The 18,524-nt window shown below is 65.6% G+C and carries 18 protein-coding genes and 1 rRNA gene; 11 read left to right on the forward strand and 8 right to left on the reverse strand.

The window, feature by feature from the left end:
• The first annotated feature begins 5 nt into the window (after positions 1-5).
• Positions 6-121: ribosomal RNA gene (gene rrf, locus LRS53_RS00005) — 5S ribosomal RNA — on the forward strand.
• A gap of 476 nt (positions 122-597) precedes the next feature.
• Here rrf and cmoB read toward each other — a convergent pair.
• The 4 genes from cmoB to lon all read right to left on the reverse strand — a co-directional run bounded on the left by cmoB (position 598) and on the right by lon (position 5,208).
• Positions 598-1,566 carry a tRNA 5-methoxyuridine(34)/uridine 5-oxyacetic acid(34) synthase CmoB gene (gene cmoB, locus LRS53_RS00010; protein WP_231354325.1) on the reverse strand — a complete coding sequence of 323 codons (969 nt, stop codon included), beginning with the start codon at positions 1,564-1,566 and terminating at the stop codon, positions 598-600.
• Positions 1,563-2,300 carry a carboxy-S-adenosyl-L-methionine synthase CmoA gene (gene cmoA / locus LRS53_RS00015; RefSeq protein ID WP_231354335.1) on the reverse strand — a complete coding sequence of 246 codons (738 nt, stop codon included), beginning with the start codon at positions 2,298-2,300 and terminating at the stop codon, positions 1,563-1,565. Before cmoA ends, cmoB begins: the two co-directional genes overlap by 4 nt.
• Positions 2,301-2,363: 63 nt before the next feature.
• Complete coding sequence (locus LRS53_RS00020) at positions 2,364-2,756, reverse strand: protease inhibitor I42 family protein (protein WP_231354338.1); 393 nt, start codon at positions 2,754-2,756, stop codon at positions 2,364-2,366.
• 61 nt (positions 2,757-2,817) lie between these two features.
• Positions 2,818-5,208: an endopeptidase La gene (gene lon / locus LRS53_RS00025; protein WP_231354341.1), complete on the reverse strand. Its 2,391-nt coding sequence runs from the start codon at positions 5,206-5,208 to the stop codon at positions 2,818-2,820.
• Positions 5,209-5,436: 228 nt separating this feature from the next.
• On the opposite strand from lon, the gene LRS53_RS00030 reads away from it, so the two are divergent.
• The 5 genes from LRS53_RS00030 (at position 5,437) to LRS53_RS00050 (ending at position 10,190) form a co-directional block, all read left to right on the forward strand.
• Complete coding sequence (locus LRS53_RS00030; RefSeq protein WP_231354343.1) at positions 5,437-6,102, forward strand: methylamine utilization protein; 666 nt, start codon at positions 5,437-5,439, stop codon at positions 6,100-6,102.
• Positions 6,086-8,401 carry a putative bifunctional diguanylate cyclase/phosphodiesterase gene (locus tag LRS53_RS00035; RefSeq protein ID WP_231354346.1) on the forward strand — a complete coding sequence of 772 codons (2,316 nt, stop codon included), beginning with the start codon at positions 6,086-6,088 and terminating at the stop codon, positions 8,399-8,401. The genes LRS53_RS00030 and LRS53_RS00035 overlap by 17 nt, the downstream gene beginning before the upstream one ends.
• On the forward strand, positions 8,398-9,249 hold the full coding sequence (locus LRS53_RS00040) for a DUF3034 family protein (RefSeq protein WP_231354348.1): 852 nt from the start codon (positions 8,398-8,400) through the stop codon (positions 9,247-9,249). The genes LRS53_RS00035 and LRS53_RS00040 overlap by 4 nt, the downstream gene beginning before the upstream one ends.
• Positions 9,249-9,674, forward strand: a complete 426-nt coding sequence (locus tag LRS53_RS00045; protein WP_231354350.1) for a group I truncated hemoglobin — start codon at positions 9,249-9,251, stop codon at positions 9,672-9,674. Before LRS53_RS00040 ends, LRS53_RS00045 begins: the two co-directional genes overlap by 1 nt.
• 78 nt (positions 9,675-9,752) lie before the next feature.
• Positions 9,753-10,190, forward strand: a complete 438-nt coding sequence (locus LRS53_RS00050) for a DNA methylase (protein WP_231354356.1) — start codon at positions 9,753-9,755, stop codon at positions 10,188-10,190.
• A gap of 51 nt (positions 10,191-10,241) precedes the next feature.
• Here LRS53_RS00050 and LRS53_RS00055 read toward each other — a convergent pair whose 3' ends face one another.
• Positions 10,242-11,348 (reverse strand): alpha/beta hydrolase, encoded by a 1,107-nt coding sequence (locus LRS53_RS00055; protein WP_231354371.1) that lies wholly within the window; start codon positions 11,346-11,348, stop codon positions 10,242-10,244.
• A 100-nt stretch (positions 11,349-11,448) separates the two neighbouring features.
• Between LRS53_RS00055 and LRS53_RS00060 the strand changes: the two genes are divergently transcribed.
• Positions 11,449-11,658: a hypothetical protein gene (locus LRS53_RS00060; protein WP_017639836.1), complete on the forward strand. Its 210-nt coding sequence runs from the start codon at positions 11,449-11,451 to the stop codon at positions 11,656-11,658.
• Here the strand turns inward: LRS53_RS00060 and LRS53_RS00065 are convergent.
• On the reverse strand, positions 11,655-12,638 hold the full coding sequence (locus LRS53_RS00065) for a DctP family TRAP transporter solute-binding subunit (protein ID WP_231354373.1): 984 nt from the start codon (positions 12,636-12,638) through the stop codon (positions 11,655-11,657). The genes LRS53_RS00060 and LRS53_RS00065 overlap by 4 nt on opposite strands.
• A gap of 166 nt (positions 12,639-12,804) precedes the next feature.
• On the opposite strand from LRS53_RS00065, the gene LRS53_RS00070 reads away from it, so the two are divergent.
• Positions 12,805-13,638, forward strand: a complete 834-nt coding sequence (locus tag LRS53_RS00070; RefSeq protein ID WP_093255913.1) for an aldo/keto reductase — start codon at positions 12,805-12,807, stop codon at positions 13,636-13,638.
• Here LRS53_RS00070 and mnmC read toward each other — a convergent pair.
• Positions 13,635-15,572 (reverse strand): bifunctional tRNA (5-methylaminomethyl-2-thiouridine)(34)-methyltransferase MnmD/FAD-dependent 5-carboxymethylaminomethyl-2-thiouridine(34) oxidoreductase MnmC, encoded by a 1,938-nt coding sequence (gene mnmC, locus LRS53_RS00075; RefSeq protein ID WP_231354374.1) that lies wholly within the window; start codon positions 15,570-15,572, stop codon positions 13,635-13,637. The two genes, LRS53_RS00070 and mnmC, sit on opposite strands and share 4 nt — an antisense overlap.
• 55 nt (positions 15,573-15,627) lie before the next feature.
• The gene (locus tag LRS53_RS00080) at positions 15,628-15,843 is read right to left on the reverse strand and encodes a DUF6316 family protein (protein ID WP_231354376.1); all 216 of its coding nucleotides are present in this window, start codon (positions 15,841-15,843) and stop codon (positions 15,628-15,630) included.
• A gap of 297 nt (positions 15,844-16,140) precedes the next feature.
• On the opposite strand from LRS53_RS00080, the gene LRS53_RS00085 reads away from it, so the two are divergent.
• The 3 genes from LRS53_RS00085 to LRS53_RS00095 all read left to right on the forward strand — a co-directional run bounded on the left by LRS53_RS00085 (position 16,141) and on the right by LRS53_RS00095 (position 18,511).
• Positions 16,141-16,779 (forward strand): peroxiredoxin, encoded by a 639-nt coding sequence (locus LRS53_RS00085; protein WP_059315912.1) that lies wholly within the window; start codon positions 16,141-16,143, stop codon positions 16,777-16,779.
• Between the two features lie 163 nt (positions 16,780-16,942).
• Positions 16,943-17,530 (forward strand): NADPH-dependent FMN reductase, encoded by a 588-nt coding sequence (gene ssuE, locus LRS53_RS00090; protein WP_064309467.1) that lies wholly within the window; start codon positions 16,943-16,945, stop codon positions 17,528-17,530.
• A gap of 15 nt (positions 17,531-17,545) precedes the next feature.
• Positions 17,546-18,511: a sulfonate ABC transporter substrate-binding protein gene (locus tag LRS53_RS00095; RefSeq protein WP_231354379.1), complete on the forward strand. Its 966-nt coding sequence runs from the start codon at positions 17,546-17,548 to the stop codon at positions 18,509-18,511.
• Positions 18,512-18,524: the final 13 nt, after the last annotated feature.

The following is an 18,524-nucleotide window of genomic DNA, read 5'->3' on the forward strand; positions in this document are numbered from 1 at the left end:
AATTGCTTGACGAACATAGAGCATTGGAACCACCTGATCCCTTCCCGAACTCAGAAGTGAAACGATGCATCGCCGATGGTAGTGTGGGGTTTCCCCATGTGAGAGTAGGTCATCGTCAAGCGCCTAATACCCAGCACCCCCGCTCAGTTCATTCTGGCGGGGGTGTTGTCTTTGGGGCGGGAAAAGTTTGGCTGGACGCCAAGGCGTCTGGGCCGATAGCCCTGCCAGCGGAAGCCGGGCAGTCATGCGGCTGAGGTTGCCCTTACCCTAGCCCTCTCCCGGGGGGAGAGTGGACTAGAGCGGTGCAACGAGAGGCTTGAGGGCTAACCGACAAACAGGGTGCTGCTTGGGGCCTGCAAGAGCAAGAGCGCAGACAGCCCGGCTGCGCCGGGCTGTCGTGTTTGAAGCGCGGCAAGGGGCCGGTGTAGGTTGGCGCTGAGCACAGCGAAGCCCAACGATCAGGTCTGCTGCAGGGATCAAGCGAGCTGCGAAGGGGCGTTGAGGGGGCGAGGTTGGCTTCCGGATGTTGGGCTTCGCTGTGCTCAGCCCAATCTACGAGAGCAAGAAAAAGCCCGGCCTGCGCCGGGCTTTTTGCGTTCAGGGTTTGCGGGCAATCAGGGTGGCGCGCAAGGGGGCGGGAAGCCCCTCGACGGTGCGGCTGGGGTCCTCGGGGTGGAGGAAGTCCGGTAGCGACTGGAAGCCCATCCATTCGGTGGAGCGCTGTTCGTCTACGGTCGTAGGGGTAAGGTCCACCAGGCGGATGTCACGATAGCCGGCGCGTTGCAGCCAGAGTTGCAGGGCGGCCGCGGAGGGCAGGAACCAGACGTTGCGCATCTGGGCATAACGGTCTTCGGGGACCAGGACGGTGGTGGCATCGCCTTCGACGACCAGGGTTTCCAGGACCAGCTCACCGCCGCTGTCGAGGCAGTTCTTCAGGTCCAGCAGGTGATCGATGGGCGAGCGGCGATGGTAGAGCACGCCCATGGAAAAGACGGTGTCGAAGCCGCCGTTCAGGGCAGGCAGCTCTTCCAGGGTCAGCGGCAGGTGCCAGGTGGGCAGGTCGGGGAGATAGCGCCGCAGGGCCTGGAACTGGCAGTGGAACAGCCAGTTGGGATCGACGCCCAGGACCAGGCTGGCCCCCGCGCCGAGCATGCGCCACTGGTAGTAGCCGTTGCCGCTGCCGACATCCAGAACACGCTTGCCCTGCAGATCCAGATGGGGGGCGACCCGGTCCCATTTCCAGTCGGAGCGCCATTCGGTGTCCAGATGAAGATCGAACAGCTGGAAGGGGCCCTTGCGCCAGGGCCGCAGTTGCAGCAGCGCTTCGCGCAGGGCCTGGTGCTGCTCTGCGGAAGGAAAGCCGGCGAGGCGCACGGCCTCACGCAGGTCGATACCTTCCACCGCGATCTCGGGCAGGGCGTCGACGCCAGCTTGCCAGCGTTGCAGGTCACCATGGCCGCGGGCGTACTTGGCGGCCAGAACGCTTTCGAGCCCCTGGGACCAGCCGGCCAGCGGTGTGTCCGCCAGGGTTTGTTGTAGGGTTGCGAGGTAGGCAGGTGCGGTCATGGCAGAGCGATCAGGGAAGTGAAGTTGAGGCATTGGAACCAGGGCACGACGGTGGTGAAGCCGGCACCCTGCAGGCGCGCCCGGTGTTCGTCCAGGGTGTCGGTCAGCATGACGTTTTCCAGCGCGGTGCGTTTCTGGGCGATTTCCAGTTCGCTGTAGCCGTTGGCTCTCTTGAAGTCCAGGTGCAGGCCGTTGAGCAATTCCTGAGTCTGGGCCTGCGGGAAACGGATCTTTTCCGACAGCAGTAGGGCGCCACCGGGTAGCAGATTGGCGCGCAGTCGACTGAGCAAGTCCAGGCGCTGTTCCGGGGCGATGAATTGCAGGGTGAAGTTGAGGGCGATCACCGAGGCCGATTCGAGCGGGACGTCGAGGATATCGGCTTCCACCACTTCGACCGGCAGCAACTCCTCGTGCATCGAATCCTGAGCGCTGAGGTATTCGCGGCAGCGGGTGACCATGGCGGTGGAATTGTCGATGGCCACCACCCGGCTACCCTCGGCGCGGACATGGCGGCGCAGGGCCTGGGTCACGGCGCCCAGGGAACAGCCGAGGTCATAGAGACGGCTATGGGGCTGGGCGAACCGTGCGGCGATGACGCCGAGATTCTCGACGATGGTGGGATAGCCCGGCACGGATCTCTTGATCATGTCGGGAAAGACGCGCACCACGTCTTCGTTGAAGGTGAAGTCGGCAGGAGGCTGCGGCGACGCGAACAGGCGGTCGGCTTCGCTCATGGGCGGTACCTGGAAAATCGAAAGGGGGCATTGTACCCCCCGCAGGCACCGCAGGACGTGGCGTCAGCGGATTTCGATGCGGCAGTCGAAGCGGGCCTGGGGTTCGGCTTCGGCATCCCAGGGCTGGCGCGCCTGGAGTTCGAGCTGGGCGCTGCCGGCGCTCTGGGCGCGGAAGCGCCAGAGGGACTGCCCGGCGCTGCCGATGCCGCCCTGATCCTGGCGCCTTTCGCGGAAGACTTCCGGACCAAGTTGCTTGAGGTTGTCGCTGCGCTGGAGGATGGTCCAGCGGTAGCCACTGGTGGGATCGCTGGGCAGGGTCAGGGTCAGTTCCTGGCCGGTGTGCATGACCAGCGGGGTGCAGTCGCTGTCGTCACCCAGGATGAGGTTGCCACTCGGCTGGGTACTGCTGCAGCCGGCCAGGAGCAGACAGCCGCAGAACAGAAGACGGTTGGACATGAAAACCTCCGGGGTATGACGGCAAAACGCAGAGCATACCCCAAGAGGTCGAGCGGTCAGACTAGAAGAGCACCTTGGCCACGTCGGCGAAGCGCTTGGCGAAGTGAACGGTCAGGCCTTCCTTGAGATAGGCCGGCAGCTCTTCGAAGTCACCGCGGTTGGCCTCCGGCAGGATCAGTTCGCCGATCTTCTGGCGGCGTGCCGCGATGACCTTTTCCCGGACCCCGCCGATGGGCAGCACCTGACCAGTAAGGGTCAGCTCGCCGGTCATGGCCACGTTCTTCTTCGGCGCCTGGTTGCGCGCCAGCGACAGCAGGGCGGAGGCCATGGTGACGCCGGCGCTAGGGCCGTCCTTGGGCGTGGCGCCTTCAGGGACGTGCAGGTGGACGAAGGCCTGATCGAAGAAACTCGGATCGCCCTTGAAGTCCTTGAGGTGCGCAGTGACGTAGCTGTAGGCGATTTCGGCGGATTCCTTCATGACGTCACCCAGCTTGCCGGTGAGCTTGAAGCCCCGGTTCAGGGTATGGATGCGCGTCGCCTCGATGGGCAGGGTGGCACCGCCCATGCTGGTCCAGGCCAGGCCGGTGATGATGCCCACCCCGGACAGCACCTGCTCCTTGCGGAAGGGCGGCATGCCCAGATAGTCCTCGAGATCCGAGGCACCGATCTTGACCTTGAGCTTGGGCTCTTCGATGAGCTTGACCACCGCCTTGCGCACCAGCTTGCCCAGTTGCTTCTCCAGCTGGCGCACGCCGGCTTCGCGGGCATAGCCTTCCACCAGGGCCTTGAGGGCGCTGTCGGTGAGGGTCAGGCGATCCTTGGGTACCCCGGCCTTGTCCAGCTGCTTGGGCCAGAGGTGGCGCTTGGCGATGGCCTGCTTCTCTTCGGCGATATAGCCGGAGAGGCGAATGACCTCCATGCGGTCCAGCAGCGGGCCGGGGATGGAGTCCAGGGTGTTGGCGGTACAGACGAACAGCACCTTGGACAGGTCCAGGCGCAGATCCAGGTAGTGGTCGAGGAAGTCGACGTTCTGTTCCGGGTCCAGGGTCTCCAGCAGCGCCGAGGCGGGATCGCCCTGGTAGCTCTGGCCCATCTTGTCGATCTCGTCGAGCATGATGACCGGATTCATCACCTTGACGTCGCGCAGCGCCTGGACAAGCTTGCCGGGCATGGCACCGATATAGGTGCGGCGATGGCCCTTGATCTCGGCTTCGTCCCTCATGCCGCCGACGCTGAAGCGATAGAAGGGCCGGCCGAGGGATTCGGCGATGGACTTGCCGATGCTGGTCTTGCCCACCCCGGGCGGACCCACCAGCAGCACGATGGAGCCGGTCACTTCGCCCTTGAAGGCGCCCACGGCAAGAAATTCGAGGATGCGATTCTTGATGTCGTCGAGCCCGGCGTGGTGGCGGTCGAGCACCTTGCGCGCGTGCTTGAGGTCGAGCTTGTCCTGGCCATGGACGCCCCAGGGCAGGTCGGTGGCCCAGTCAAGGTAGTTGCGGGTGACGCCGTATTCCGGCGAGCCGGTCTCGAGGATGGACAGCTTGTTCAGCTCGTCGTCGATGCGCTTCTGCGCTGCCTCGGGCAGGACCTTGCCCTCCAGGCGCTGGCGGAAGCTTTCGATATCGCTGCTGCGATCGTCCTTGGTGATGCCCAGCTCCTGCTGGATCAGCTTGAGCTGTTCCTTGAGGAAGAATTCGCGCTGGCGTTCGTTGATCTTGCGATTGACCTCGGCGGACAGCTCCTTCTGCAGACGTGCGACCTCGACCTCCTTGCGCAGCAGCGGCAGAACCTTTTCCATGCGTTGCAGCATGGGCACGGTATCGAGCACCTGCTGCAATTCGTCGCCCGGCGCCGTGGTGAGGGCGGCGGCGAAGTCGGTCAGCGGCGAGGGATCGTTGGGGCTGAAGCGATTGAGATAGTTTTTCAGCTCTTCGCTGTAGAGCGGATTGAGCGGCAAGAGCTCCTTGATGGCGTTGATCAGCGCCATGCCGTAGGCCTTCACCTCGTCGCTGGGATCGGGGCTGGGGCGCAGGTGTTCGACTTCCACCAGATAGGGTGGGCGCTGCCGACGCAGCCAGCCGCGGATGCGCACCCGGGACAGGCCCTGGGCGACGAACTGCAGCTTGCCGTCCTGACGGGTGGCATGGTGGATGCGCACCAGGGTGCCGTGCTGCGGCAGCTGGTCGGGATCGAAGCCCTCGGCATCGCCGGGCTGCTGCTCCATGTAGAACAGCGCCAGGCAGTGGTGGTCGGTCTTGGCCACCAGCTCCAGGGTTTCCGCCCAGGGCTCTTCGTTGACGATGACGGGCAGAACCTGCGCCGGAAAGAAGGGGCGGTTGTGGATGGGAATGACGTAGAGCTTGTCGGGAAGATTCTGGCCGGGCAGCACCAGACCAGTCTGGCCGGCTTCTTCGCTGAGAATGTCCGCTTGGTTATCCTGATCGCTCATTGGCGTACCTTGGGCTTGGATGTAGGGCCAACATGGGGCGAGGGCGCTGGTTTTTCAACGCAGGCAAAGATCTGTCCTTCTTGACCGCCGGGTACCGCTCGAAGTGCGACGGTCGGCGCAACGAGTGGTCGCTGCCACGATAAAGATTCCCCCGGCACTGCCGCTAAAGCTGAGGTCACGCCGCAAAGCCGGTGAGAGATCCGAAAGGCGCGCGGTGGAGAGCAGCGGGTGGACAAGCATTGGGTGGTAGCGGGATGGCTGGCCTTGGGCCTGGGGACGGCACAGGCGGCTGAGGTCGCGGTACAGGTGGTCGACAGCCAGGGCGCTCCCCTGGCCAATGCCGTGGTGATGCTGTCGGGCCAGGGGCTGGTGCCCGAGCGGCAGCCGGCGGCCATTGATCAGCAGAATCGGCGGTTCGTCCCCCATGTCCTGGCAGTCGCCACCGGGACGGCGGTGAGCTTTCCCAATACCGATGATATCCGCCACCAGGTCTATTCCTTTTCCAGCCCGAAGCGCTTCGAGTTGCCGCTCTATCACGGGATTCCCAGCACCCCGGTGGTGTTCGACCAGCCGGGCGTGGTGGTGGTGGGCTGCAACATCCACGACTGGATGGTGGGTTATGTCTATGTGACCGCTGCCGGGCGCTCTGCCGTGACCGACAGCCAGGGCCGCGCCCGCCTGGAGGCGCCGGACGGTCACTATCAGCTGGCGCTCTGGCATCCCGACCTCAGCGACCGGCAGGAGGTCGCCCAGCCCGCGTTGGATGTGGCGGGCAAGCCGGTGACCCTGAAACTCCAGCTGGCGATTCAGCCGAAGCCGCAGCCGGAGGAACCGGCGAGCTCGGCTTTCGAGGATGCCTTCCACAAGGCCACGCACGATGAAGCTCATCCATAGTTTCCAGACCCGCATCGCCGGCAGTCTCTTCCTGCTGATGCTGGTGGTCATCACCCTGGTCTATCTGACGGTCAAGGCCGCCACCGAGGCCAGTGCCGTACGGCAGTCCTATGACCAGCTCGATACCGGGGCGCGGGTGTTCCGCCAGGTACTGGACGGTCACTGCCGGCGGCTGAACGACGCCGTGCGCGTGCTCGCCGCCGATTTCGGCTTTCGCGACGCCGTGGCCAGTGGCGATGTACCGACGCTGCGCTCGGTGCTGGCCAACCATGGCGCCCGGGTCGGCGCGGGCGATACCTATCTGTTGGATATGGACGGTCGGTTGATCGCCAGCACCGTGGCCGCGCACAGCGAAGGCGAGCGCCTCCCCGGCGCGGTGGGGGCGGTCAATGATGGCAGCTGTGTGCTGGCGGGCACCGGCCTGCCACAGTTGCGGGTCACCGTTCCGGTCCGCGCGCCCTTGCCCATCGCCCAGGTGGTGATGAGCTTTGCCATGGATCAGGCCATGGCCCAGGAGTTTCGCTCGCTGATCAACCTGGACGTGGTCTTCCTTGGCGAAGCCGCGCTCATGGCCAGTACCCTGCCGGACGAGCAGGGGCGGCAGCTGGTGCAGGAACTCGCGCGGGCATCAGGGACCGACGACGGTTGGCAGCTGACCCTGGGTGGCCGGCTCTATCAGGTCAAGCGATTGACCTTGGGGACCCAGGACCATCCGGTGTACGTCTATCTGCTGCGCGCCCTCGACGTCGCCCTGGCGGAGTTCGAGCCCTTGCTCAGGCAGCTGGCGCTGATCGCCGGAGGGGCGCTGCTGGCGGCGCTGCTGGGGGCGTTATGGCTGGCGCGCAACCTGGCCCAGCCGCTGCGGCGGCTGTCGGTCATGTCCTGGCGGATCGGTCAGGGCGATTACGCGGTCAAGGTGGAAGTGCCGCGGCAGGACGAATTCGGTCGGCTGGCGCAGGTGCTCGAGGAGATGCGCCAGGGAATCGCCGAGCGTGAGCAGCGCCTCAATCACAATGCCCTGCACGATGCCCTGACCGGTCTGCCCAATCGCTTGCTGGCCGAAGAGCGGCTGCGGGTCTTTATCGCCACCCAGTCCCAGGTGTCGCTGCTGTACCTGGGGCTGGATGGTTTCCAGGCGATCAATGAAAGCGCCGGGGTCGCCGGGGGCGATCGCATCCTCAGGATGGTGGCCGAGCGCGCCCAGGTGCTGCTGGCCGGCCGGGGCTGCGTTTCGCGCCCGGTAGGTGACGAATTTCTCGTCCAGGCCTGTCGCATGGGCCTGGAGGGCGCGGTGGGACTCGCCGAGCAGCTGCGCCTGTCGCTGGCCGAGCCGATCGAGTGGGAAGGGCAGTTGTTCCGCCTCAGTTGCCGGATCGGCGTCGTCGAGTATCCGCGCCACGGCGACCCTAACCAGCTGATCGAGCGGGCGCGCAGTGCCATGCTCGACGCCGGGCAGTTGCCGGATCGCCTGCGGGTCTATGATGAAGGGCGCGATGCGGCCCAGCAGCGGCGTCTGCAACTGGTCCAGGATCTGCCGCTGGCGGGCGAGCGGGGTGAATTGATGCTGGTGTTCCAACCCAAGGTGGCCCTGCAGGGCAGCGGACCGCACCAGGCCGAGGTCTTGCTGCGCTGGCGCCATGCCGAGCTGGGCATGGTCTCGCCGGGCGAATTCATTCCTCTGGCCGAACGCAGCGGCAGCATGGCCGGACTCACCCGTTGGGTGATCCAGGCGACGATCCGGCAGCTGGCGCTCTGGCAGACCCAGGGCCGCGAGGTAAAGGTGTCGCTGAATGTCTCGGCGGTGGATCTCGCCGATACCCAGCTGCCCGAGCGGGTGATGGGTTGGCTCGATGACGCCGGCGTCTCGGCGCGGCAGCTCACCTTCGAGATCACCGAGAGCGCCATCATGGCCGATCCCGAAGCGGCCATCGCGCTGCTGACGCGGCTGTCCATCCTCGGCATCCGGCTATCGGTGGACGACTACGGCACCGGCCAGGCGTCGCTGGCGCACCTCAAGCGGCTGCCGGTGGACGAATTGAAGATCGACCAGTCCTTCGTGAAGGAGCTGGCGCCGGGCAACGATGACGCCGTCATCGTGCGTTCGACCATCGAGATGGGCCACAACCTGGGCCTGGAGGTGGTCGCCGAGGGTGTCGAGGAGGCGCGGGCGCTGGCCCTGCTGCGCAGTTGGGGGTGCGATGTGATCCAGGGGTACTACATCAGCCGTCCCGTGCCGGCCGCTGAATTCGAAGCCTGGATGGAACGGCAGAGCATGCCGGTGCTGGAAGCGCTGTCATGAGCCGCGGCTGGCTACTGGCCGGGCTGCTGCTGGCGACCGGCGTCCAGGCAGATGGCGGCAAGCTGTTGGCCACTGGGGGAGCCAGCAGTCTGGAAGGCGCCGCGGGCGGTGGCATCACGCCCTGGGCGGTGATCGGTGGCTATGGCGAAAGCGGTCAGCCCGGCGCGACCGCCTTCGCCAGCCGGGTGTGGACCGGTGACTACCGGCTCGATGCGGCCGGCCTGGCGGTGGCCTACGACAATCGGGTGGAGATTTCCTATGCGCGGCAGCGGCTGGACATGCCGACCCTGCGGCGGTTGATGAAGCTCGAAGAAGACAGCCTCAGCCAGGATATCGTCGGCGCCAAGGTGCGCCTGGCGGGCGACCTGATCTACGACCGGCTGCCGCAGATCGCCCTGGGCGTGCAGTACAAGCATCAACGGGATTTCGGCATTCCTGCTGCCGTGGGCGCACGGCGCGACAGCGATGTCGAGGGCTACCTGGGCGCCAGTCGGCTGTTGCTGGGCGGCGCCTTCGGCTACAACCTCTTGATCAACGTCGGTCTCAGGTACAGCCGCGCCAACGAGATGGGCCTGCTGGGCTTCGGCGGCGATCGCAACGACAGCCGTCAATGGCTCAAGGAAGGCTCGGCCGCGGTGTTCTTCAATCCTCGCTGGGCGGTGGGCATGGAGTATCGCGAGAAGCCGCAGAATCTGTCCTTCACCCGGGAGAGTGACTGGGTGGATACCTTCGTCGGTTACTTCCCCAACAAGCACCTGTCGCTGGTGCTGGCCTATGCCTGGCTGGGCGAGATCGCCACCCTGGACGATCAGCAGGGTCTCTATCTGTCGCTGCAGGGGAGCTACTGATGCAGGGGAAAACGCTGGTACTGGCGGCGCTGCTGCTGATGCTGGGGTGCACGCCCCAGCCGCCGGCGAGTGATCGGCTCTATCAGGAGCTGGGTGGCCAGCCCGGCATCACCCGAATCGTCGAGGGCATGCTGCTCAATGTAGCGCGTGACGGGCGGATCCGGCACTACTTCGCCAATGTCGATATCGCGCGCCTGCGCAGTCTGCTCATCCAGAAATTCTGCGCTGATGCGGGCGGTCCCTGTCGCTATGAAGGGGCGAGCATGAACGAAAGTCATCGCGGTCTGAACCTGCAACCCGCCGACTTCAATGCGCTGGTAGAAGACCTGCAACTGGCCATGCAGCGTGAGGGCGTCCCGGAGCGGACACAGAATGCCCTGCTGGCGCGCCTCGCGCCGCAACGCGGCCAGGTGATCCGCCAGTAGCCTGCCGGCCGTCGCCGATGTCGAACCCCAGGCGGCAGAGAGCCTTCCTAGGCAAGACGCCTACGCGAGGGATACGGTTTGAGCAAGACGACTTCGGCGGCCGATCTCGGCCTGACGCTGGCGGTGGACGACGAACCGGCGCTGTTTGGCTGGTTCCTGGCGAGTTACCTGTTCGGCAAACGCATCTCCCAGGATATCGCCGCTCAAGCCTGGACGGTGCTCTATCGCAAGTACGGTCGCGACACGCCGCGCAAGCTGCTCGATCTCAGCTGGCGGCAACTGGTCGGCTATCTTGGCGAAGGGCATTACCGGCGTTATGACGAGAGCACGGCGACGCGCCTGCTGGACGTCTGTCACCATCTGCAGGAGGCGTATGGCGGGAGCTTTGTGAGATTGCGTGACGCCAGTACGGACCGTGTGGATTTCGAGTCACGTCTGCAGCGGCTGAAGGGGGTAGGGCCCAAGACCTGTGAGATCTTCATGCGCGAAGCAGGGCCGCTATTATTTCCTGACTGAATGCACACCGCCGGCACTGGGCCGGCGGTGGTCAGGACGAGCGAGCTGCGATTATTTGCCCAGGTCGGCCTTGAGGCGGCTGCCGGCATAGGCCTGGGCGTCCTTGGCTTTTTGCACCACGGCAGCGGTGCCGAAGAACTCATGGGTGACGCCTGGATAGACCTTGCGCTCCACCTGGACGCCAGCCTGGCGCAGGGCGGTCTCCAGGAAGCCACCGTCGTCACGCAGGGGATCGATCTCGGCATTGACGATGGTCACCGGCGGCAGGCCGGCGAGATCGGCCTTGGTCAGATCCAGGCGTGGATCCTTGAGGTCCGCGGGCGAACGGGTCACCTGCTCGACGAACCACAGCATCATGGGGCGATTGAGCGGCTTGGCATCGTCGTACTGCTCATAGGATGGGGTGTGGGTGTTGGTCTGGGCCACCGGATAGACCGACAGCACGTGCTTGGGTGCGGTGAGACCGGCCTTGTGCGCGGCGACCGCGGTCGCTACCGCCAGGTTGCCACCCGCGCTTTCACCGGCCAGGGCCAGACGCTGGGGATCGCCATTGAGCGAGCCGGCGTGGGTGGTCACCCAACGGTAGGCGGCCAGGGCGTCGTCGTGGGCCGCTGGAAACTTGTATTCGGGCGCCTGGCGATAATCCACCGAGACCACGATGGCATTGGCCTGCTTGGCCAGGCTGCGGGCGCCGGCGTCGTAAACGTTGCGATCGGCGAACACCCAGCCGCCGCCGTGGAAGTAGAGGATGACCGGGAAGGGACCCTGACCTTCGGGGGTGTAGATGCGCGCCGGCAGCACGCCGGCGGCACCGTCCACGGCGCGGTCGACGCTGGTCACGCCTGGGACCAGCGCCTCGGGTTGGGTGGGACGACCTTGGTCCTGCAGGACACCCTTGACCGCATCGGCGATGGTAGGCTGTTTGCGTGCCTCCTGGGCAGTGAGTTTCTCCACGGCTTTAGGATCGAAGCTGGCGTACTTGTTCAGCACCTTCTGCATGTCGGCATCGGTGCGCGCCATGCTCTTGGCATTGCTGACCGCCTCGGCGCCCAGTGAACGTTTTTCCGGATCGCGGGCACAGCCGGTCAGGGCAAGGCCGGCACCCACCAGAGCCAGGGCGAGGAGGGTAGGTTTGCTACGCAAGAGGGACAGCGACATGGCAGAGATCCTGTGCGAATTCGGGAGGCTTACCCTGAACTCGACATGGTTATCGCGCGAGAGGTTCCGATGGGCCGCTAGCAGGCGTCTGGCGATCATTGTGCTGGGTCTGCTGGGCACCGAGGCCTTCGCCGAGCCAGCGGCCTATTGGCGCTGGCGGAGCAACGCGGACGGTCAGGAATTCTGTACTCAGACGCCGCCGGGGCCGGGCTGGGTCCGAGTCGCCGGCCCCTTTCGCGATCTGCAGTGCCGCGAGCCGGGTAGCTTGCCCCTGCGCCGCTGGGCCGAGCCGCCGCAGCAACGGTTCTAGTTCGAGTTCTCGGCGGCCTTGAGCAGGGAGGCGCCGAGTTCGCCTTCGTAGCGCTGCCACACCGGACGCACGGCCTCACGCCAGCGCGTCCGTTGCTCGGGGGTGAGGGTGATGATCTCGCTACCGCCCGCGGCGGCGATGCGCGCGCGATCACGCTGGTTTTCCGCCTCGGATTGCTTCTTCACCTCGAAGGTCACCTGGTCGATGATCTCCTCCAGGGTGCTGCGCACGGCGAAGGGTAGGGTACGCCAACGGTCGGCCTTGACGATCAGCAGGTAGTCCAGGGCACCGTGATTGCTTTCAGTGAAATAGCGTTGCTGCTGGTCGAGGCGCTGGCTCCAGTAGTTGGACCAGGTGTTCTCGGTGGCATTGACGGTGCCGCTGGTGAGCGCCTGCAGGGTCTGGTTGAAGGGCAGCTTGACCGCCGTGGCGCCGAGGGCCTCGAACTGGCGTTGCAAGACCTCGGAATTCTGGATGCGGAACACCAGCCCCTTGGCATCGACGGGTTCGCGCAAGGGCTTGCGCGCCGACAGTTGCTTGAGACCGTTGGGCCAGTAGGCCAGGCCGATGATGCCGGCCGGTTCCAGGCTCTGCAGCAGCTGGCGACCACTGGGGCGGGCCTGGAAGTGATCGAGGGCCGCGCGACTCTCGAAGAGGAAGGGCAGGTCGAACAGCTTGAGCTTGGGGCTGAGGTCGGTGAGCTTGCTGATCGCCGGTGCCAGGATATCGACCTTACCGTCCTGCAGGGCTTGCAATTCGCTGGCGTCGTCGAAGGCCGTGCCGCTGGGCATCACCTCCAGCTGGACCTGACCGGCGAGGCGTTGCGCCACCAGTTGCTGGAACAGCTGAGCCCCCTTGCCCTTGGGGGTCTCCGGTGCCACCACATGGGAAAACCTCAGAGTAATGACGTCAGCGTAGCTGGACGTCATGGGCAGGGCAGCGGAGAGCAGGGCGCAGAGGCCCAGGATCGACGGTTTCATGGCAGGTCCTGGTGGTTATTCTTGGAATCCTTATAGGCGTACTTTACCAGTGCGACGTCAGGTCACAGGGCCTGTGGGAAGACGTTGGCTGCCGTTTGGCGGATGACCGGGAGAATCGGCGTCGCGCTGGCGTTCTAACGGCAACACCCATGAGAAGGATGCGTCCATGAATACCGCTCAAACCGTTCGCTTGCCCGATGGCACTACCGTTCCGGCGCTGGGACAGGGTACCTGGCGCATGGGCGAAAACGCCGACCTGCACCGCCAGGAGGTCAGTGCTCTGCGCCAGGGGCTGGACCTGGGACTCACCCTGATCGACACCGCCGAGATGTATGGCGAAGGCCGCGCCGAGGAGCTGGTGGGTGAGGCTATCGCCGGACGGCGTGACGAGGTCTTCCTGGTGAGCAAGTTCTATCCGAAGAACGCCACCGAAGCGGGCGTACCCCTGGCCTGCGAACGTAGCCTGAAGCGCCTGGGCACCGAGGTCATCGACCTCTATCTGCTGCACTGGCGCGGCCAGGTGCCGCTGATCGAGACGGTCATGGCGCTGGAGAAGCTGCGCGACGAAGGCAAGATCCGTCACTGGGGCGTGTCCAACCTCGACACCAGCGACATGCTGGAGCTGAACGACGACCGCTGCAGCGCCAATCAGGTGCTCTACAACCTGGAGCAGCGCGGCATCGAGCACGACCTGCTGCCCTGGTGCCAGCGTCAGCAGATGCCGCTGATGGCCTATTGTCCGCTGGGGCAGGGTGGCGATCTGCTGCGACACCCGACCCTGGCTACCCTGGCCGAACGGCATCAGGCTACCCCGGCGCAGATCGCCCTGGCCTGGGTACTGCGTCAGCCGGGCGTGATCGCCATTCCCAAGGCCGGCGACGCTGGACATCTGGAAGAGAATGCGCGGGCCCTGGATCTGCGTCTGGGCGATGAAGACTTCGCCCTGCTCGATGGCGCCTTCCCGCCGCCGCAAGCCAAGAGTCCGCTGGCGATCATCTAGCCGCCGCGAATCAGCCGGCGCAGGGGAAAGCGATTGGGGTGGCAGGCTTCGGCCACCCGTCGTGCCACTGGCAGGGGTTCGTCTTCCAGCCAGGCCGCCAGCAGTTCGGCGGCCAATGGGGTGGTGACGAGCCCACGCGAGCCGTGGGCCAGATTCACATAGAGCCCGGTACGCCAGGGTGCTGCCTGCTCGGGCACCTGGCGGGCATCATAGGTCAGCGCCTGGTAATGCTGGGCGAAGCGGTCCTGATCCACGACCGGGCCGACCAGGGGCAGGTAGTCGGGCGAGGTGCAGCGAAAGGCCACCCGGCCGTCCAGGGTCTCGGCCTGGTAGCCGGCGGCCAGCTTGGGTGACAGCTCGGCGAGCAGCTGCAGATTGCTCTGGTGTTCCGCCTGACTGGGCTCGGTATCGTCCCGGTCGAAGACGAAGCTGGCGCCCAGGCAATGCTGACCGTCACGGGCCGGCGCGAGATAGCCTTCGCCGCAGACTACGGTTGCCAGTGGCTGGCTGGCTGGCGTTTCCGGCAGCGCGGACAATTGTCCACGAATGGCCTTGAGCGGCAGGTCGGGCAGCAGCGTCCTGGCTTGGGCGGCGCTGGCCACCACGACCACCGTCGCTTCCAGCGTGGCACCTCGGGTGCTGACCTGCCAGCCGTGCTCGGTTTGCCGCAGCGCCGTCACCTCGGTATGGGTGAGCAGTTCGATCGCCGGATGGGCCAGCCAGTGCGCGCACAGGGCGGGCGGATGCACCCAGCCCCCTTCCGGAAAGAACAGGCCGCCCGCCGTCAGACCGATGCCGGCCCTATTGCTGGCGGCTTCCCTATCCAGCGGTTGCAGCAGATCGGCGGGGAAGTGCGCCGCCAATTGCGCCTGCCGCTGGGCGTCCTTGGCCGTCAGCGCCAGTTGCAGCACCCCGCAAGGGGACCAGGCAGCGCCCGGAGGCAGGGCCTGGAGCTCGCGCAGGGTCAGGCCGAAGCCGTCGAGGATCAGTCGGCTCAGCGGGGTATCGTGAGCGGACAGCTTGAGGTAGAGCACGCCCTGGGGATTGCCCGAGGCTTCCTGGGCTGGGGCGCCATGGCGTTCGACGACCCTGACCTGCCAGCCGCGGCGGGCAAGACTGGCGGCGGTGGCGCATCCGGCGAGACCAGCGCCTATGACCAGTGCCGTGCGCGGTCCCTGGGGGCACGGTGGCCGGGCATACCAGGGCAGCTGGGGCGGGGTGACAGGACGCTCCAGCACGCCGGCCAGCATCTCCCGCTTGTGACCGAAACCAGGCACCTTGGCCATGGCGAAGCCGGCCTCTTTCAGCCCGCGACGGACGAAGCCGGCACAGGTGAAGGTCGCCAGGGTGGTGCCGGCGTGGGACAGCCGCGCCAGTTCGGCGAACAGCGCGGGCGTCCACATCTCGGGATTCTTGGCCGGGGCGAAGCCATCCAGGAACCAGGCGTCGCAACGGGCATCCAGCTCGGGCAGGCGCTCCAGCACATCACCGACCAGCAGGGTCAGGGTGACGCGCCCGTTGTCCAGGATCAGACGCTGGAAGCCCGGATGGATGGCCTGGTACTGCCGCTGCAGCGCCGCGCTGTAGGGGGCGAGTTCTGGCCAGAGGGTCAGTGCCTGGGCGAGATCGGCGGCGGTCAGTGGAAAGCGCTCGACGCTGACGAAATGCAGGCGCGCATCCTTGGGCGCCACGGCATCGAACAGTTGCCAGGCGCAGAGGAAGTTGAGGCCGGTGCCAAAGCCCGTTTCGCCGATGGTGAAGACCTCTCCTGCCGTCAACGCGGCGAAGCGCTCGCCCAGGCGATTTTGCTGCAGAAAGACGTAGCGCGTTTCTTCCAGGCCGCTGGCACGGGAAAAGTAGACATCGCCATAGGCGCGGGAGAACGGTTGCCCGGAGGCGTCCCAGTCGAGCTGGGCGTGCTGGAAGTCGGTCATGAGCGGCGCGGCCTGGAGTTCAGGGCGCGCAGTCTAAAGGATCGAGGACAGGCGGTCAGATGTTGCTGACGGATTGGCGCATCAGGCCCTGGGCGGTCTGCAGCCGCTCGACATAGCGATCGATCTGGTTGAGGGCTTCTTCGCGGCTGAAGAAGGGGCCTTCCAGGGTGCCCTCGCGGGTGGTGAAGAAGAATTGGCCGTTGACCACGCTGACGCGCTCGCTACGGAAATGGGTGCTGGCACCGGGGTCGTCATTGCGTTTGCCGAACATGAGAATCTCCTCCTCGTCTTGCCAACAGACCATGCCGAGCGCTGCGGGTTGCCCCGTTCGGCCGAATTGCGGTCCGTCGATCTTCCTTAGGTGTAGCACCCTAGCGGCCGCTGCGCTTGGGTGGAAAAAGCGCGGCGAAATTGTGAGGATGATCACGCGGCACAGGGTGTAGCCGCTAGTGGATGGCCCTGGATGGGCCATCTTTCGCGTTATAACCACAGCGTGATCCGATCTTTCCCGCCCATGCTGATGGGCGGCATAGTGCCGCTATCCCTACCTGCATCAGGAGAACTGCCAATGACCATCCGTCTGGGCGATATCGCCCCCGATTTCGAACAGGATTCCAGCCTGGGTCGCATCCGCTTCCACGAGTGGCTGGGCGACAGCTGGGGCGTGCTCTTCTCCCACCCGGCCGACTTCACCCCGGTCTGCACCACCGAACTGGGCCTCACCGCCAAGCTCAAGGACGAATTCGCCAAGCGCGACGTCAAGGTGATCGCCCTCTCGGTGGACGGTCTGGAATCGCACCAAGGCTGGATCAAGGACATCGAGGAAACCCAGGCCACTGCCGTGGGCTTTCCAATCCTGGCCGACGCCGATCGCAGCGTGTCGACCCTTTACGACATGATCCATCCCAATGCCAACGACACCCTCACGGTGCGCTCGCTGTTCATCATCGATCCGCAAAAGAAGGTGCGGCTGTCGATCACCTATCCGGCCAGTACCGGACGTAACTTCGACGAGATCCTGCGGGTGATCGATTCCCTGCAACTTACCGACAATCACAAGGTGGCGACCCCGGGCAACTGGAAGGATGGCGATGACGTGGTCATCGTGCCGTCGCTCAAGGACGAAGAAGAGCTCAAGCGGCGTTTCCCCAAGGGCTACACCGCGGTGAAGCCCTATCTGCGCCTGACCCCGCAGCCCAATCGCTGACACCTCTGGTGACAAGAAAACCCCGGCCCTGGCCGGGGTTTTTGTTTTCTGGTTATAACCAAGTGCCTAAAGGGTATTTTTAGGGAATAAGTGCCCCTTGCTAAGGTCCGCTCAATCCTTTTCGAGCGGCGCGACACCGCTCCTTTTTATCCTGGAGGCGGCGATGCAGGTGGTGACTTTGGCAGGCAGTCCGGGAGCGCGTTCGCGCTCTACCGGTGTGCTGGATCTGGCGGCGAACTGGCTGCAGACGCGTGGCGTGGAGTTGTCGCGCTGGCGTATCCAGGACTTTCCCGCCGCCGACCTCATCGGCGCCCGTTTCGACAGCCCGCCGGTGGTGGAGCTGATCGCCCAGCTGCAGGCCGCCGATGGCCTGGTGATCGCCACCCCGGTGTACAAGGCCTCCCTGGCCGGCGCCCTCAAGACCCTGCTGGACCTGCTGCCCGAGCGGGCCCTGACCCACAAGGTGGTGCTGCCCCTGGCCACCGCCGGTTCCAGCGGTCACCTGCTGGCCATCGACTATGCACTGAAGCCGGTGCTCTCGGCGCTCAAGGCCCAGGAAATCCTCAATGGCGTCTTCGCCGACGACAGCCAGGTCAGCTACACCGAGACCGGCGTCGCCCTGACCCCGGCGCTGGAGCAGCGCCTCCACGAATCCCTCGAACAATTTCACGCGGCCCTGGTGCGGCGTCCCCAACCCCTGACTCCCGAGCTGCTGGCCGATCGTATCGGCCAGGCGCGCTGGGGCATCTGACCCGGAGCCTCAGTCATGCAGTTCTCCTTCACCCGTTCGCTGCTCGCCGTTTCCCTGCTGACCCTGGCCGCCGGCCTGGCGCAGGCGGAAGAGACGGTGCGCATCGGCTACCAGAAGTACGGCACCCTGATCACCCTCAAGGCCCGCGGCACCCTGGAGCAGCGCCTGGCCAAGGACGGCGTCAAGGTGCAGTGGACCGAATTCCCCGGCGGCCCCCAGCTGCTGGAAGGCCTCAATGTCGGCAGCATCGACTTCGGCGTGACCGGGGAGACACCGCCGGTGTTCGCCCAGGCCGCCGGCGCCGATCTGGTCTATGTGGCCCATGAGCCGCCGGCGCCCACCAGCGAAGCCATCCTGGTGCCCAAGGATTCGCCGATCCGCTCGCTGGCCGATCTCAAGGGCAAGAAGATCGCCCTGAACAAGGGCTCCAACGTCCACTATCTGCTGGTGCAGGCACTGGCCAAGGCCGGCATCCCCTACCAGGACATCCAGCCGGTGTACCTGCCGCCCGCCGATGCCCGGGCCGCCTTCGAGCGCGGCGCGGTGGATGCCTGGGTGATCTGGGATCCCTACCAGGCCGCCGCCGAGACCCAGTTGCAGGCACGTACCCTGACCGATGCCACCGGCCTTGCCGACAACCACCAGTTCTATCTGGCCACCCGCAGCTTCGCCAAGGCCCATCCCGAACAGGTCGGCACCATCGTCGACGAGGTGCGCTCGGTGGGCGAGTGGGCCAAGGCGCACCCGGATGAGGTCGCTGCCCAGGTGGCGCCCCTGCTGAACCTGCCGCTGGACACCGCCGAGCGGGTGGTCAAGCGGCAGGGCTATGGCGCCCGGTTCATCAGTCCCGAGGTCGTTGCGCAACAGCAGAAGATCGCCGATGCCTTCACCGCCCTCAAGTTGATTCCCAAGCCGCTGGTCATCCGCGACGTGGTGTGGACCCCGCCCGCCAGTCTGCAGACCGCCGCCGCCCAACCCTGATTTCGCCTCCTGG

Source organism: Pseudomonas sp. PLB05 (assembly GCF_021106615.1).
Classification (GTDB): domain Bacteria; phylum Pseudomonadota; class Gammaproteobacteria; order Pseudomonadales; family Pseudomonadaceae; genus Chryseomonas; species Chryseomonas benzopyrenica.